17 protein-coding genes are annotated in these 15,112 nt (G+C 43.4%); 7 read left to right on the top strand and 10 right to left on the bottom strand.

Features of this window, described 5'->3' with window-relative positions; all coding sequences use genetic code 11:
- Positions 1–181: 181 nt before the first annotated feature.
- The 4 genes from NWP22_RS04005 (at position 182) to NWP22_RS03990 (ending at position 2,371) form a co-directional block, all read left to right on the top strand.
- Positions 182–649 (top strand): YbjN domain-containing protein, encoded by a 468-nt coding sequence (locus NWP22_RS04005; RefSeq protein ID WP_271731542.1) that lies wholly within the window; start codon positions 182–184, stop codon positions 647–649.
- Positions 650–812: 163 nt separating this feature from the next.
- Positions 813–1,538 (top strand): lipoate--protein ligase family protein, encoded by a 726-nt coding sequence (locus NWP22_RS04000; RefSeq protein ID WP_271731548.1) that lies wholly within the window; start codon positions 813–815, stop codon positions 1,536–1,538.
- A 220-nt stretch (positions 1,539–1,758) separates the two neighbouring features.
- Positions 1,759–1,977 (top strand): hypothetical protein, encoded by a 219-nt coding sequence (locus NWP22_RS03995; RefSeq protein ID WP_271731540.1) that lies wholly within the window; start codon positions 1,759–1,761, stop codon positions 1,975–1,977.
- Positions 1,978–2,092: 115 nt separating this feature from the next.
- Positions 2,093–2,371 (top strand): hypothetical protein, encoded by a 279-nt coding sequence (locus NWP22_RS03990; RefSeq protein WP_280801545.1) that lies wholly within the window; start codon positions 2,093–2,095, stop codon positions 2,369–2,371.
- Positions 2,372–2,403: 32 nt separating this feature from the next.
- On the opposite strand, the gene NWP22_RS03985 is transcribed toward NWP22_RS03990, so the two are convergent.
- Positions 2,404–3,597 (bottom strand): site-2 protease family protein, encoded by a 1,194-nt coding sequence (locus NWP22_RS03985; RefSeq protein ID WP_417006592.1) that lies wholly within the window; start codon positions 3,595–3,597, stop codon positions 2,404–2,406.
- A gap of 218 nt (positions 3,598–3,815) precedes the next feature.
- Entirely contained in the window at positions 3,816–4,094 is a 279-nt protein-coding gene (gene psaK / locus NWP22_RS03980; protein WP_271731539.1) for a photosystem I reaction center subunit PsaK, read from the bottom strand.
- Between the two features lie 220 nt (positions 4,095–4,314).
- Between psaK and NWP22_RS03975 the strand changes: the two genes are divergently transcribed.
- Positions 4,315–4,947, top strand: a complete 633-nt coding sequence (locus NWP22_RS03975) for a phosphoribosylanthranilate isomerase (RefSeq protein ID WP_271731545.1) — start codon at positions 4,315–4,317, stop codon at positions 4,945–4,947.
- A gap of 47 nt (positions 4,948–4,994) precedes the next feature.
- Here the strand turns inward: NWP22_RS03975 and NWP22_RS03970 are convergent, their stop codons facing one another.
- From NWP22_RS03970 to NWP22_RS03955, 4 genes are all read right to left on the bottom strand, one after another.
- Positions 4,995–5,717, bottom strand: a complete 723-nt coding sequence (locus tag NWP22_RS03970) for an SDR family oxidoreductase (RefSeq protein WP_271731538.1) — start codon at positions 5,715–5,717, stop codon at positions 4,995–4,997.
- 241 nt (positions 5,718–5,958) lie between these two features.
- Positions 5,959–6,939, bottom strand: coding sequence for an acetyl-CoA carboxylase carboxyltransferase subunit alpha (locus tag NWP22_RS03965; RefSeq protein ID WP_271731537.1), 981 nt, complete (start codon positions 6,937–6,939; stop codon positions 5,959–5,961).
- Between the two features lie 96 nt (positions 6,940–7,035).
- The gene (locus tag NWP22_RS03960; protein ID WP_271731535.1) at positions 7,036–8,073 is read right to left on the bottom strand and encodes a long-chain acyl-[acyl-carrier-protein] reductase; all 1,038 of its coding nucleotides are present in this window, start codon (positions 8,071–8,073) and stop codon (positions 7,036–7,038) included.
- Positions 8,074–8,366: 293 nt separating this feature from the next.
- Positions 8,367–9,062 (bottom strand): aldehyde oxygenase (deformylating), encoded by a 696-nt coding sequence (locus NWP22_RS03955; protein WP_271731533.1) that lies wholly within the window; start codon positions 9,060–9,062, stop codon positions 8,367–8,369.
- Between the two features lie 176 nt (positions 9,063–9,238).
- Here NWP22_RS03955 and NWP22_RS03950 point away from each other — a divergent pair, with 176 nt between their 5' ends.
- Positions 9,239–10,063: a carbohydrate ABC transporter permease gene (locus NWP22_RS03950; protein ID WP_271731531.1), complete on the top strand. Its 825-nt coding sequence runs from the start codon at positions 9,239–9,241 to the stop codon at positions 10,061–10,063.
- Between the two features lie 7 nt (positions 10,064–10,070).
- On the opposite strand, the gene NWP22_RS03945 is transcribed toward NWP22_RS03950, so the two are convergent.
- The 4 genes from NWP22_RS03945 to NWP22_RS03930 all read right to left on the bottom strand — a co-directional run bounded on the left by NWP22_RS03945 (position 10,071) and on the right by NWP22_RS03930 (position 13,584).
- Positions 10,071–11,102 carry a hypothetical protein gene (locus tag NWP22_RS03945; RefSeq protein ID WP_271731530.1) on the bottom strand — a complete coding sequence of 344 codons (1,032 nt, stop codon included), beginning with the start codon at positions 11,100–11,102 and terminating at the stop codon, positions 10,071–10,073.
- 175 nt (positions 11,103–11,277) lie between these two features.
- Positions 11,278–11,754: a tetratricopeptide repeat protein gene (locus NWP22_RS03940; RefSeq protein ID WP_271731529.1), complete on the bottom strand. Its 477-nt coding sequence runs from the start codon at positions 11,752–11,754 to the stop codon at positions 11,278–11,280.
- A gap of 4 nt (positions 11,755–11,758) precedes the next feature.
- Complete coding sequence (locus tag NWP22_RS03935) at positions 11,759–12,697, bottom strand: homogentisate phytyltransferase (RefSeq protein WP_271731527.1); 939 nt, start codon at positions 12,695–12,697, stop codon at positions 11,759–11,761.
- 41 nt (positions 12,698–12,738) lie between these two features.
- Positions 12,739–13,584, bottom strand: coding sequence for a methyltransferase domain-containing protein (locus NWP22_RS03930; RefSeq protein ID WP_271731526.1), 846 nt, complete (start codon positions 13,582–13,584; stop codon positions 12,739–12,741).
- A gap of 150 nt (positions 13,585–13,734) precedes the next feature.
- Here NWP22_RS03930 and NWP22_RS03925 point away from each other — a divergent pair, with 150 nt between their 5' ends.
- Positions 13,735–15,069, top strand: a complete 1,335-nt coding sequence (locus tag NWP22_RS03925) for a TrkH family potassium uptake protein (RefSeq protein ID WP_271731525.1) — start codon at positions 13,735–13,737, stop codon at positions 15,067–15,069.
- The last annotated feature ends 43 nt before the right edge of the window (positions 15,070–15,112 follow it).

Below are 15,112 nucleotides of genomic sequence, written 5' to 3'. Positions count from 1 at the left end.
TTAATGGTAGTTTGAATATTTTACGTAAAGTAGTCCCGACAGCATTTAGTCTAGGGATAGAGGGCGTTGTAGTTCGCCCTGTCGGGCTTATTCCCGACAAACGAAAGGCATGAGATATTTGTCTATGTTTTTTGGAACTATGTGTAGATGCAGAAATAACTATCTTGAGGAAAAAATATATATGACAAACTACCAAGAAACCCTCATCAGTGATGAACTCAACCCAGAGACGGTGACTATTAACCACATAGAAGTCATTGAAAATGTCATTGAATCTCTAGAACAAGATGATAGCGCTATGGTTAGTCACCCGTCAGGAGGAGGTTATCTCTGGAAATTTAGGTACGGGACTGTGGACGTATTTGTCCAATTGAATGGACAAAACGACGATGATACTATCACGGTTTGGTCGGCGGTGCTTAAGTTACCTGCTCGGGATGAGGCTAAGTTAATGCGTCATCTTTTGGAAATGAACTGCTCTAGCACTTTAGAAGCCCGTTTTGGTATTGTTGAAAGTCAGGTAGTGGTGATATCAACACGCACTCTGGAAGATTTATCTCCTGCGGAGGTCTCACGGTTGATTACCATTGTGGCAACTATTGCTGATGAGAATGATGAAGTTTTGCAATCTGAGTATGGTTCTGCCTAGGATTGTCTGTTATAGCAGCTTACTTATGTAAGGCGGGTAGTATACCCACTCCACAGGATTTACCCAGGATTTTTTCGGGTTTTGGCTGCGAGTCCTGGGATTTTCGTGATAAATTGTCTTTTTTGCAACTCTCTAAATATCAGTGTTGAACCCAATTGAAAACTTGCATAGTCCGCAGGTGTGGCGACTAATTCCTTGGTTAGAAGCTGCGGGGGATGTGCAGATGGCTATTGACAGATGGTTGTTAGAACAGCATAAATCTGGAGACCATCCCCCAACTCTGCGATTTTACACCTGGTCGCCACCTGCTATTTCTCTGGGCTATCACCAACGCCAATACCCGGAATTGTGGCAGAATTTGATTTGGCGAGGACAGCAGTTAGACTTGGTGCGCCGTCCTACTGGTGGTAGGGCTGTGTTACATCAAGGTGATTTAACTTATACTGTGGTTACTTCGGGCATTACTGGTAATCGTCTACAGATATATGAGAAAATTTGTGAGTTTTTAATTCAAGGATGGCGATCGCTTGGTGTGGAATTGTCCTATGGTACTGCAGGGCGGGGCTATATCCACAACCCTAACTGTTTTGGTACGGCGACAAGTGCAGATTTACTGTTACCCAATGGTGCTAAACTGATTGGTAGCGCCCAAGTACAAAAAGGTGGGGTAATTCTCCAACATGGTTCAATGCCTTTACACCAGGATGCTCAATTGTTTACTCAGGTGTTTGGTACAGAACCTATCACTACTATAGAACTTCCTGGTAATTTGAGTCTAGATACAATTATCAGCGCCTTGATTACCGCCGCTTGTAATTGTTTTGCTATGGAGATACAAGTACAACCCCTTTCTCTGTCTGAATGGGGGGAAATTACCGCCAAAATTTAAACCCCAAGGCAGAATTTTATTGACTACCAATAAAACTGTGTTTACTATTATAGCATTTACCATGCTCGTGAGGTACAATTTTTTTTAGTTTGAGGGAACACCGGAACACCGGAACAGGGAATAGGGAACAGGGAATAGGGAATTGGTGTGTACTTCATGAGCCTGAAAAAGGCAAGATCATATTTTATCCCGAATCTGCAAGCAATTATTTATCACGAAAATGCCAACTAATATCATCATTCTCGTTGCTGCTGTAATTGTCGCCTTGATTATTTTCCGGGCATTGTTTAAAGTATTAAAAACATTTATTAGTAGTGCGATCGCTGTTTTTGTGATCATCGTGATTTTGAATACCTTTGGTTTTAGTCCCGACGACCTGATACAAGAAATCAACAAGCTTCCAGAACTTCTCAGCAACTTCTTTAATGGGGAAACTTGAAACAATACAGCAGAATTAAGGTAAATCACCTCTAAGAGGATGTTTGCAAAGTCATAATTAGTGTATCTAATATTATTTAACCCCACCCCCTTCCTTACAAGGGTAGGTTTTTAATATGATCTGTGAAGGCAAGACCACCGAAGACAAGGAAGGAAAGTGGACAAGGAAGATTTTATACGGACAATGGTCTTTTAAGGGGCTATTTTTCTTACCAAGAATACAGACTTTGTACTGGTTTTCTCCGGTGGTCACCTTGTCCACCTTGTCCACCAAGTCTTGTCCTTGTCAGGGGAGGGGATTGGATTTGATTGTTTCGGTTCCCCATTCCCCATTCCCCATTCCCCATTCCCTGTTCCCTGTTCCGGTGTTCCCCATTCCCTGTTCCCTAAAATAAAAATTACCTGTTTAATACTTGACAAACAACCTCTAATGTGTAATTGACTTAGCAATTGTTCCTAATTGCAACCCTGGGGGATAGCTACCATCTTCCTTAATACGCTGAACATCCTCATCAGTAAGGCGTAAATTTAATTTTTGCGCCAACTCCCGCACAATATCCCCCCGGTCAATCACACCCGCAACTGTACCAGCTGGCGAAAGCACGGTAATTCGCGGTAAATGCTCATTTTCCAGCTTGTTAATCACCTCAGCGAAAGAAGTCGATTCAGCTACGCAGGGGATTTCTGCTAAGGGATGCACTATAGTTTGTAGAGTGCGGTTTTCCCATTCACCTCTTTCTACCAGGCGTAAATCATCAATACTAACCATACCCTGATAACGCCCATCAGCTACAGCAAAGTAGATATTGGCGGCGTTAGTATCCAATAGGTAAGAATCAGCAAAATTACGTAAACTTTGACCCGCATCAACTACGCGGAAATCACGAGTCATCGCATCCCTGGCTAATAACTTCAGCAAAGTTTCTTGTAAGGTAGTTACACGGTCATAGCTGTTAGCATTACGCACAGCAAACCAACCAATTAAAGCAATCCATAAGCCAGTAATTAACTCGCTAGTCAAAAAGTCTACAACAAATCCCAAGGCGATCGCACTGTAACCTAAAATTTGCCCAGCCCTCGCAGCCCAGTGTACAGCTTGAAAGCGGTCTCCTGTCATTTGCCACACCGCAGCCTTCAATACTTGTCCGCCATCTAGAGGTAAACCGGGAATGAGGTTAAACAGGGCGACAACTAAATTAATTCTTGCCAAATCTGTAACCATAGCCGACACAGGGCTAGTTGCCGGTGTAATGTTAGTGGTTATACTAAACAGCAAAAATAGGGCAATACTTACCAAAGGCCCAGCGATGGCGACTTGAAACGCCTTAGCGGGGGTTTTTGATTCCTCTTCTATAGCCGCAATACCACCAAAGAGAAATAGAGTAATAGAATTAACTTTAATGCCTTGCGATCGCGCTGCCAAGCTGTGACCCAACTCATGTAATAATACTGAAGTAAACAGCAGTAGCGCCATGACTATCCCCGCACTCCAAGCGATGGTAGTACCCCATTGCTGGTAAGCCATACTAAAGTTAAGGGTAGCTAACCCTAAAACTATAAACCATAGTGGATCTAAAAATAGTGGGATGCCAAATAAAGAGCCAATTTTCCAACTTTGCATGATCTTGTCCTAGTTGAGTGTTCACTGATAACTGTCAACCGCCAGCAGTTAACCGTCAACATATTTGTGTGTGTGATGAGGGACAACCAGATACCTTACTTCTAGGTTGACATATAACTAACCCCCAGTACAAATGACTGAGGGTGGGGATTTCCGTCGTGTGATATCCGATTGACCTAGATTCCCAATACTTGGGGCTAATGTAGACAGAAACAAAATTAAATAATACCCAGATTAGTCAGTCCCAAAACCGCACCCACACCAATGATATGACCAGCACTCATAGCCGCCAAGAAGCAGCCAATACTAGGATTATTGAACAGTCCCGACAAAGGTAAAGGCATTTTATTACCCACCTGTGGGTAACTAATAGTGCGGGGAATAATTAAAAGACATAACAGACAACTGCCAATAATAATAGCAGTAGCAATCCAATTCGATGTAGTACCAGTGTTGGGAACCGTCACTTGAACTGTTAATAAGATTGATGAGATCATAGTTCTTTGTCAGGGATAAACAAGCTAATGTAGCTATACTGCTCCTGAAAAAGTTTCTCCATCCTCCCTCAAAGGTTAGGTTAGTATTTATAGCCTTTTTCAGGCTCATGAAGTACACACCAATTCCCTGTTCCCTGTTCCGGTGTTCCCTGTTCCCTCAAACTAAAAAAATTGTACCTCACGAGCATGGGAAATGCTATATCTTGTAGATAAAATTCATATGCGGGTAAAAATTTGCGGTATTACTCAACCACAACAGTCTGTAGCGATCGCTTCCCTAGGTGCAACCGCACTAGGATTTATATGTGTACCCACATCGCCCCGCTATGTTACCCCAGAGCAAATTCAGGCGGCGGTGGCGCAATTACCGGCAAATATTGACAAAATCGGGGTTTTTGCCAAGGCTAGCATTCCTGAAATTATCCAGATAGTCAAGAGTGCTGGATTGACTGGTGTACAGTTACACGCGGACGAAACCCCGGAGTTTTGCTGTATTTTACGTCAAAGTCTGCCCAATATCGAAATCATCAAAGCCTTTAGAATTCGCAGTTTAGAGAACCTCATGGCAACAGCCAACTATACAGACCATATAGACACAATACTACTAGATGCCTATCATCCCCAACAATTAGGAGGTACTGGACAAACTTTAGACTGGGAAATGTTAGAGAAATTTAGACCTAATTGTCCTTGGTTATTAGCTGGGGGACTAACCCCAGATAATATAGTAGCTGCATTAAGTCAAGTCAAACCCGATGGGATAGATTTATCTAGCGGTGTAGAAATTAAACCAGGAGATAAAGATTTAAACAAAGTGGCGCTGCTGTTTGAGATATTAGGGAGACCATTTTGATCACCCACCTGAGTTAAATAAATACCCAGTACTCAAGATTTTAGAGTTTAAAGAGCGCCAGCACTGGGCATGAGGGTTAATTCATCAATGACAGCTTGCTGTGGTAGTAAGGCTGTGTAGAGAATTGACTGAGCAACGATTTCTGGCGTTAACATTTTTGAACGGTCAAAATCCGACTGTACGGTGTCTGTATCCCACAATTCCGTATTCACAGCACCAGGGCAAATTGCAGTGACCCGAATCCCATGGCTGCGTTCTTCTTGTGCTAGGGTTTGACTCAAGGCCAGTAAGCCCGCTTTACTGACGCTATAAGCTCCCCAACCCGGAAAAGCTTGCTTTCCGGCAATGGAGGCGACGTTAATAATCATACCTTGTTTTGCTTGTCTCATTCCCGGCAAGATAGCCATACAGCATTCAAATACGCTGGTGAGGTTCAAGTTAATGACTTGCTGCCAATCTTTTAGGGGGGTTTCACTTAAGTTTGCTGTGTATGCTATACCGGCATTGTTGACTAAGATATCTATGCCGCCAAAATCAAGGGCGATGTCTTGAATTGCTGCTTTTACTTGAGAGACATTAGCCAAATCCACAGGGTAAGCCTTGGCTGCTACTCCTGTATCCCTAGCTGCTGCGGCTACTATCTCCAACTTGTCTAAAGAACGGCTGACTAAAGCGACATCAATTCCCGCTTTGGCAAAGGCTAATGCCGTTGCTTTGCCAATTCCACTACTAGCCCCAGTAATTAGGGCGCGTCGTTTTTCCCAACTCATGCTTTCTCCAAATTTTTGCGCAACTAATTATGGAAATTTTGGGGCTTGTTAAAGTAATTTTCAGCAAGCAATTTTTAGTAAATGATCAGTGATTACTAAAGAACAGACAAACCACCCGCTAAATCCAGTTGATTTGCTAAAAATACAAAAAACCTATGGCTGTTGAAATTTTTAACCATCTTTGGGTAGCCATAGGTATTATAGCATTGCCGATGAGCAATGGGGTGATTTTCTGGTGGTATCAGTGGATAGATTCAGTAAAAACACCAATTTTGCGAAATTTTTCATAGCGCAGTTGCCGGCGCTCTTGAGATGTTAAGCGGTTGAGTTCTTCCAAGTTGTCTAATAAGCTTTGCTTAAGAGTTCTGGCCGCTTCTAGGGGATCGGAATGAGCGCCACCAATGGGTTCAGGTAATATCTCGTCAATGATACCCAAGTTTTTTAGGTCGTGGGAAATGATTTTTAAAGCCACAGCTGCTTGGGGGGATTTGCTGGCATCTTTCCACAAAATCGCCGCGCAGGCTTCCGGGGTGGCAACGGTATAAACGGCGTGTTCAAACATCATCAGGCGATCGCCCACACCAATACCTAAAGCGCCACCAGATCCACCTTCGCCGATGACTGTGCAGATAATGGGCACATCAAAACAAAACATTTCCCGTAAATTATAGGCGATGGCTTCTCCTTGACCTTGATGTTCAGCTTCTATACCCGCCCAAGCCCCTGGGGTGTCGATGAAAGTTATAATCGGCATCCCAAACTTGTGAGCGTGTTCCATCAAGCGCAGGGCTTTCCGGTAACCACCGGGGGAAGCCATACCGAAATTCCGGGCGACATTATCCTTGGTGTCGCGGCCTTTTTGATGACCTAACATCACCACTGGCTGCCCGCCCAAACGACCTACACCACCAACTAAAGCCGGATCGTCGCCACCGCAGCGATCGCCGTGTAACTCCATCCACTCATCACTGATGGACTGGATATAGTCAAGTGTACTAGGGCGACGAGGATGACGAGCAACTTGCAGACGTTGGGAAGGCGATAAATTACTAAAAATTTCTTCCCGTAGTTGCATAGCCCGTGTTTCTAATTTGCGAATTTCACCAGAAACATCAACGCCATTTTCTGCTGCCAGTTGCCGAATCTGATCAATTCGGTTTGCCAGTTCTGCTAGTGGCTTTTCAAAATCTAACAGTAGTGGTTTGCGCTCGGTAGTTGGCATCTTACAAATTCAGAGTTTTGAGTGTTAATTTTCCCCGTCCTTCAGGGCGGGGCATAGGGTGGGGATGTTGGGGCTGACTATAGGCATTTCCAGTCACTAGTTAAGCACTAATGACTCAACTAGCAGTGGTCTAAACCCGTGTTTTATAGATGCTTGACCAATCTGCTCCATTTTGTCTACGGTAATCTGATTGCGCCCCCAAGAAAAGTTCGTGTACAACTTCTCAAATTCAAGCAGCATTGATTCAGCAAAGCAAGCGAACAACTGGCGTGTGGGAACATCCATATTGACTATTTTCATAATTTTCCAGTCAATATCGAGAGAATGTTCCACGATGCCACCGTTTAGCACATGAACCCCACTCTGCTGAATTTTAGTAGCTAAATTTTTCGGATAGCCACCGTCAATCAGCAAACAAGGCTGCTTCAAGACTTGAAAATCAATTTCCAGACCTTTGGGCATACTGGCGACCCAAACGACGATATCAGCTTGGGGGAGTGCTTCATCTAAACCCATAATTTTCCCCCTTCCCAATTCGGCTTGTAACTCTGTTAGACGTTCATGGTTACGGGCGATGAGCAAAAGTTCTTTGACATCTGTTCTGATATTAAGCCAGCGTGTCACTGCACTGCCAATATCTCCAGTAGCGCCACATATAGCAACAGTCGCTTTCGACAAATCAATTCCTATTTGTTTTGACGCTTGTTCCACCTGGCGACAAATGACGTAGGCTGTGTGAGTATTCCCGGTGGTGAAGCGTTCAAACTCTAGTTTGATGTTGCGGACTTGCCTAAATTGCTCCAATTTAAAGTTTTCAAAAATAATTGAGGAAAATCCCCCCAAGGCAGTAATATTTATGCCATGCTTTTGAGCATGAGCCATGGCGTTGAGAATTTTGCGTGTTGCTGCCTTTATGCGCCGATTGGCTAGCATTTCCGGCAAAAAACAAGATTCTACATACCGTCCTTGGATTGTCTGCCCAGTTACACTGGTAACCGTGATTTCATCGACAATTTGGGGCGGGGCGCTGCACCAAAAATCTAACCCTTGATCGGCATATTCTGGGTAACCCAATTCTTGGGCTACCGCTTGGGCGTGTTCTAAACTAGTCAAATGTCCAATTAGACCAAACATGTATTGATGTATTAGGCGTATGCTTTGTCGAAAGCGTTGAATAAGTGGGGAAGAACTAAATACCAAGCAATTAGTAATATTGCCTTTTTCTTTTTTGCTTCGGAAACCCTAGGCCAACGGAAATACCGGGGAAAAGTAATTCTTCATTAAGAAAATCTTAATGTATTCTGGTTTCTTGATATCACTTTCACAAGGATGACACAAAGCGTAAGATGCATCACGGATAAAACTAGGCAGTGCTAAATTCCGGTAAGTATTTTAAATTCCGTATTTTGCCTGCCCCTAGGCACTTATTAAGCGGCTGTGAGTCCATAGGCAGACATCCGCATAATGTCCCTCGTCGTGAATCCAATGTTACTCAATGCTTCACCGTATTGAATCATGAAGTCTTCTACTAAAGCTTCTTTTTCCATGGCCAAGACGTGGGCATCATCTTCTACCTGGTTGAGCATTTTCCAAACAATGGGTAGGTTTTGGCGGTTGGCTGCTTCTAATTCAGCTTTCGATTCTGTAAAGTTTTCTTTCAACCACACCTCTCCAAAGTTGAGGTGACTATACTCATCTTTGACTACTCCCTCAGTGATTTTACGGGCAAAGTCATCGGCAACGGGAATGTAAATGTTATATGCTGCGATCGCAAAGCATTCAATAATCAAAGACTGAATCAGCAAGCAAGTCACCACTTTACCCTCAGCTGCGGCTGTTTGGAAATTGGCGTGGAGTTGAGCGAAGAACTCCTGAGCAAACTCCATATTTGGTGTAACTTTTAGATTACGCCCACAAGCCTCAAAACCCTTTTTGTGGCGATTTTCCATTTTAGATAAACGAATGAGTTCATCTTTACAGTCTGGGAGCATTTGAGCCAATGTGATGTAATTTTCATAAGCTTCTTGTTCCCCCTCAATGACAATAGCATTGATGCGACTGTAAGCATCTTTGTATTCTTCACTGTGGAAATCAATTTCTAACTCGGCTGTAAGTTGTTGCATGGTGTGTTTACTCCGGTAAACTTGAATCATTTGATACAAAAATTTGATTGTCCCTGATAGATTTAGGGTAATCATCACTATGGTTTAATTTAACTTAACAAGTCACTATGTTATAGATTAACTCTTGCTGGGGACGATGCTCTAGTAGTAGAAAACAAAGCTTGGATGCACAACTCATGCCTAAACCTTGGAATCTAAAATCTGGCAATTTTTTGCGCCTAGGAGTGCTGCTATTGGGGGCATTTATTGTCCTATTCCCCTTGCTAGTGGTCTTCCTCACCTCTTTTGCACCTCCGGGAGCTACTGTAGAAATTTCAGCCAAAACTAACTGGTCTTTAGCTAATTACCGCGATGCCTGGCAGCGGGGTCAATTTTTACTAGCGTTTGCTAATTCTACCTTAGTGGCGATCGCTGTGACAGCCTTTCAAATGGTCACTTCTGCCTTAGCGGGTTACGCCTTGGCCAGATTGAAATTTCGTGGTAAACAAGCGCTGTTAGTGGTTGTTTTGGCCACTTTAGTAATTCCCTTCCAATTACTGGTGATTCCCATCTTCTTAGTTTTAAAGTGGGGACACCTGATTAATACTTATGGGGCGCTGATTTTACCAACTGCTGTCAATGGCTTTGGGATTTTCCTATTACGTCAGTATTTCCAAACAATTCCCGTAGAGTTGGAAGAAGCAGCAAGCATAGACGGAGCGAACCGACTGCAAATTTTATGGCGAGTCATGTTACCTTTAGCCCGTCCAGCCTTAGTCACACTGTTTCTGTTTACCTTTATTGCCGAATGGAACGATTTGTTTAAACCGTTGGTATTTACAACCAGACCGGAATTGAGAACAGTGCAATTAGCCTTAGCAGAGTTTCAAGAACAATTCACAAATAATTGGCCTTTGATGATGGCGGCGGTGACTATAGCCACCGTACCGGTAATAGTCTTATTCCTCATCGGCCAGCGTCAGTTTATTCGTGGTATAGCCGCCACAGGGATTAAGAATTGAGTATGGGCTAATTCGTTTCCTGGATTTGTACGCGGATGGTGTGTTGAGTAGCACCACTGAGCTGTAGTTCCATGACTTCACCACCCAGAGGTTCGATGCAAGTCAGGAGCGATCGCAACTGGGGTGTACTAGCACCAGTATCTACATAGAGCCGGTCTGCTAAGTTAGCGATGCGCTTCCAATTCATGTACAACTTGGCAATTGTTTGTTCTATTTGTGATGCTTGATTAACCAAGTCCGCAGCTAGACTCAAACAGCCGATTCTTTGGGCTTCTTCCAGGGCGGTTTCAATGTCAATATCTGCCTGGGTAAGTGCTTGGACTTGGGCGGCTCCCTTGAGATATTTAGCCAGGTGACGGGCTTCTGAAGTTACCTGCTTGAGAGTATCGACATCTGGGTTAGTCGCAATTTCTGCTTGAATCACCCGTTGGTGTGATTCTGGTAGTTTTTCCATTTCCTTCACCAGGGGGGCAATGTAGCGGGCGGGAAGGGAGTTTTCCGCGGCTTTTACCTTCACTGGTTCTGGTAGTAATTCTGAAGACATGGCGGTCCATTCATCGGTGAGTTGGCGCACTTCTCGCCTGGTGATCTGGTCACCTTTTTGCGCCGCTTCACTTACCATCTGCTGAACTTCTGGGACAGCCTTAGAGGTTTCGATAAATGCCCTTTTGCTAAAGTTATTCACCGATTTAGGGTCTAATTTTCCTTCTTCGAGGAGAGTATCAGCACTGTTAGCCAGCTGAATCCAGGCGTATGCTTGACTTTTGCTAATTTCCCGTTCTTTGAGCCATTTGAGAAATCCCGTACCCCGTCCGTCGCCTCCTCTTTTCTCTCGATCGCGGATAGCCCTTAAAATTCGCCCCCGCCAGATTTCTGTTTGCAGGTCAAAGCGATCGCATACCTGCCAAGCTACATCTAGCTGTTGTTGAAATTCTGAGTCTAATATTTCTTCATCTTCTGGGTCTGGTAGTTCAAAGCTGAGGTCGGCTGGTTGTTGCAAAGCCGCTGCTAGGTCGTCGATATATTCGGTATTTTGCACAGTTGATAGGTAACTAGTGGATGCGATAGCGAAGCGCTGCTGCAAGCATATCGGCTTAATTATTACACACTTTTTGAAACTCCCCACAATACCTTGAATACACAAGGGCACTGAGGAAGTTTACCCACGCTACTCACTCAGGACGGGGAGGAGCGGGGAACAATGTTCATTCAAACTAGACTGGATTACCAGATTTAGCGGTAATTTTCTGCAATAGATGACTAATTTTTTCAGCCCTTTGGGGTTGACGCTGTTTTTGCAATAAGGCTTGTGCTTGTTGTAAATTGATTGTGGCTGACTCTAGCTGATTTGCATCCATGAAAACATTTGCTAAACGCAAATAGGCATCTGGATTTTTAGGACTGCGGCGAATCACTTCTTGATATAATTCTGTTGCTTGTTTGACATTGCCTTGCTCCTTGAAAATATCTCCCAAGAGTAAGCGCACGACATCATTAGTGGAGTTGAGAGAAATTACCCGCACAAAAGCTGCTTTTGCACCCTCATAGTCTTTTTGTTGATAAAGATTTACCCCTTTTTGGAAAGCGTTGGAGGTAATTAAGGTTTTCCAAGAGAAATAACCCAGAATGAGGATAGCGACAATAACTGAGGTTACGGCCAGAATATCAGGTATTTTTAAAGTTTCTAGCATAATTTTACCCTAAAAGACAGGCAAGAGGGAACATGATATATTCGAGGTAAAAAAGTTTCCAGATAAATTGGTAGAATTGCGCGATCGCAGTTTTGTCTTGTAAGTCTACGGCTAAACTTCGCATCCACATCCCCGCCAGGACTACTAGATGACTAACCACCAAAAATACTGGGTTAATGGCGGTAAAACCCATTACACCAACTAGAGTGACACCCAAATAGCAAAAAGTTAGCACCCATAGGGCCAAATTAAATACTGCTTGTGGGCCGAGTGCGATGGTGAAAGTATTGATATTGTAAAGGCGATCGCCTTCTATATCAGGGATATCTTTAAAGATAGCGATGGCAAAGGTAAACACCAAGATAAAGATTGTCAGCACCCAAACCGCCAAGGGAATTCCTGGTTTTTGTTCTAATGCTGCATTAAAATGCAAAAATAGCCCCAAATTCACAATAGTTCCCCGCACTGAAAAAATACACAGTGCGGCCCAGAAGGGAAATCGCTTTAGGCGAATGGGTGGTAAAGAATAAGCCGTACCAATTACCAAACTCACAGCCACCATCCCCAAGAGAAAAGGCCCAGTTAGCCCAGCTACAACTAGGGCTAAAATACCCATAACTATGACAATTAACTGACCTTGCTGGCGAGAAAATTCCCCGGATGCTAGGGGTAAATGAGGTTTATTAATCTTGTCAATTTCCACATCTTGGAGTTGATTCAAACCCACAATATAAACATTGCCACATAAACAGGCAATCCACGCACCCAGAACAGAAATGAGTTGCACAAGGGAAAAACCCACAGAGGAGATAGCAACCGCAATCAAATACAAGCCCCACACACTCAAACTTGTACCAATAATTGTGTGTGGGCGGGAAAACTTCCAAAAGGCATAAGCCCAGTTCTTGGAAAAATTAGCAGCATTGGGAGAAATTTGACTCATGAAAGTTATAGATAAAGGAATGGTAAATGAGAATTTTCCCCCTACTTGTTACCGGATAACAACCCAAAGCGAATCAAGCCACGCTGATAACCATCACGCATTAATCCCAGTGATAATGCGCCTTGAATAGTTGTCCAACCAGAAGTAAGTAAGCCAAAAATCGCCTGGGGGGTGAAGGCCGAATCAATGACAATATTCCAAAATGGAGCCACGGCTGTTGACCAATCAGCAGTGCGAAGATGGTTTAATGGTAGTTGACGGGCGATCGCCTCATATTCCGGTAAGGAAATCACGTAAGGTAGACAATAGACGCGATAAATATCTTGTAAATGCTTTTGTTCATCTGCTGTCAATGGTGCATTCTGGGTGGGACGATGACACCAGGTGACTAGAATCAGCTTACCACCTGGTTTCAAGACTCGATAGCACTCTTGCAAAAACTTAGTTTTATCCGGCATATGTTCGCCACTTTCTAGTGACCATACTAAGTCAAAGGAATCATCAGGAAAAGGCATTGCTTGCGCGTCTGCGACTTGAAATTGAGTCCTACCACTCAAACCGGCATCTTGGGCGCGTTCCTTGGCTCTAGCGGCTTGTACGGGACTCAAAGTAATTCCTGTGGCTTGGGCATTAAACTTACCTGCCAAGTAAAGAGAACTACCGCCAATACCACAACCCACATCGAGAATATTTTCTGCGGTCTGCACCCCAGACCAGTTGAGGACTTCTTCGATTAAATCAATTTGAGCCTGTCGGCGGTTTTTCTGTTGTTCCTGACCATCTACACCGTAGTAGCCATGGTGCATATGTTCGCCCCAAATCTGTTCCCACAGACCAGAGGAAGCATCATAAAATTGCTGTATTTTTTGGTAAAGAGTTTCACTCATGATGAAAGCAGTGTTAAAACAATGCCGAATTTAAATAAACATACTCGTAGGCTACCATGTGTGTTTTTATTTGAATAATAGTGTTTTTTCTTCCAGGGCTGTTAACAGAGTCTATGGTTTCTAGAAGAATTTGTAAGTATTTATCTGTTTATGACCGTTTCTCGCACAGTTTGCTTGGGATTTTTAGCTGTCATCACCGTGGGGACTATCCTGCTGATGATGCCTTTTTCTACTAGCAGTGGTAGTTGGAATGACCCGATTGTGGCGCTATTTACTGCCACTTCCGCCGTTTGCGTCACTGGCTTGGCTGTAGTTGATACTGGTACAGATTTTTCTTTTTGGGGTCAGTTGTGTATTCTGCTGTTGGCTCAAATTGGTGGGTTGGGGTATATGACAACCACCACCTTTCTAATTATGCTGGTGGGGCGGAAATTTAACCTGCGGCAAAAAATCGCCATCCAACGAACTTTAGACCGACCGGGAATGAGTGGTAGCGCCCAAGTTATCCGGTCAATTATTGCCACAACTATGATTTTTGAAATTACAGGTATTTTCTTACTTGTACCGGCGTTTGTTCCTGATTATGGCTGGGGTACAGGAATTTGGCTGGCTATTTTTCATAGTATTTCGGCTTGGAATAATGCCGGTTTTAGTTTATTCCCAGACAGCTTAATGGGATATCAGTCATCTTTCTTGGTAGTGTTTACAATTACAATGTTGATAATTTTTGGCGGTATTGGTTATCAGGTCATCTTAGAAATGTATCTTTGGTTACGCGATCGCCTGCTGAGGAAACCGCAAAGTCTAGTATTTTCTCTAGATTTTAAAGTAGCAGCTAGTACAACAATATTATTGCTATGTCTAGGAACAATGGCGTTTTTTGCCATAGAAATAAAAAATACAGCAACATTAGGTTTAGTTAATTTACCGGGGCAGTTACTATCAGCTTGGTTCCAATCTGTCACTACCAGAACGGCTGGTTTTAATACCATTGATATCGGTAAAATGACATCGGCTGGTCTGTTTATTACCATTGCCTTTATGTTTATTGGTGCTAGTCCTGGCGGGACGGGAGGAGGTATTAAAACTACAACCTTAAGGGTGCTCACCAGCTGTACTAAATCAATTCTCCAAGGCAAGGAAGAGGTTTTATTATATGAACGTAAAATAGCAATATCTTTAATTTTAAAAGCCGTTGGTGTTTTAGTTGGTTCTGTAGGTATGCTTGTGTTATCAACTACTTTAATTTCTTTGACAGATCCAACATTGAGTTTTATTGAACTTTTGTTTGAGGTTGTATCAGCCTTTGCTACTGTGGGTCTGTCTACGGGGATCACTAGTAGCGTTTCAGTACCAGCCAAGCTGATTTTAATCGTCACAATGTATGTGGGACGAGTGGGTGTTTTACTGTTGATGGCTGCTATGTTGGGAGACCCCCGCCCCAGTAGGGTACACTATCCTGAAGAAAATTTACTGGTAGGATAAGGGGAAGCGATGGCAGCAACTTCACCTGATAAAATATGAATGA

The organism is Anabaenopsis tanganyikae CS-531 (assembly GCF_029891675.1).
In the GTDB taxonomy this organism is placed as follows: domain Bacteria; phylum Cyanobacteriota; class Cyanobacteriia; order Cyanobacteriales; family Nostocaceae; genus Anabaenopsis; species Anabaenopsis arnoldii.
This window is presented reverse-complemented; position numbering and strand designations above follow the sequence as displayed.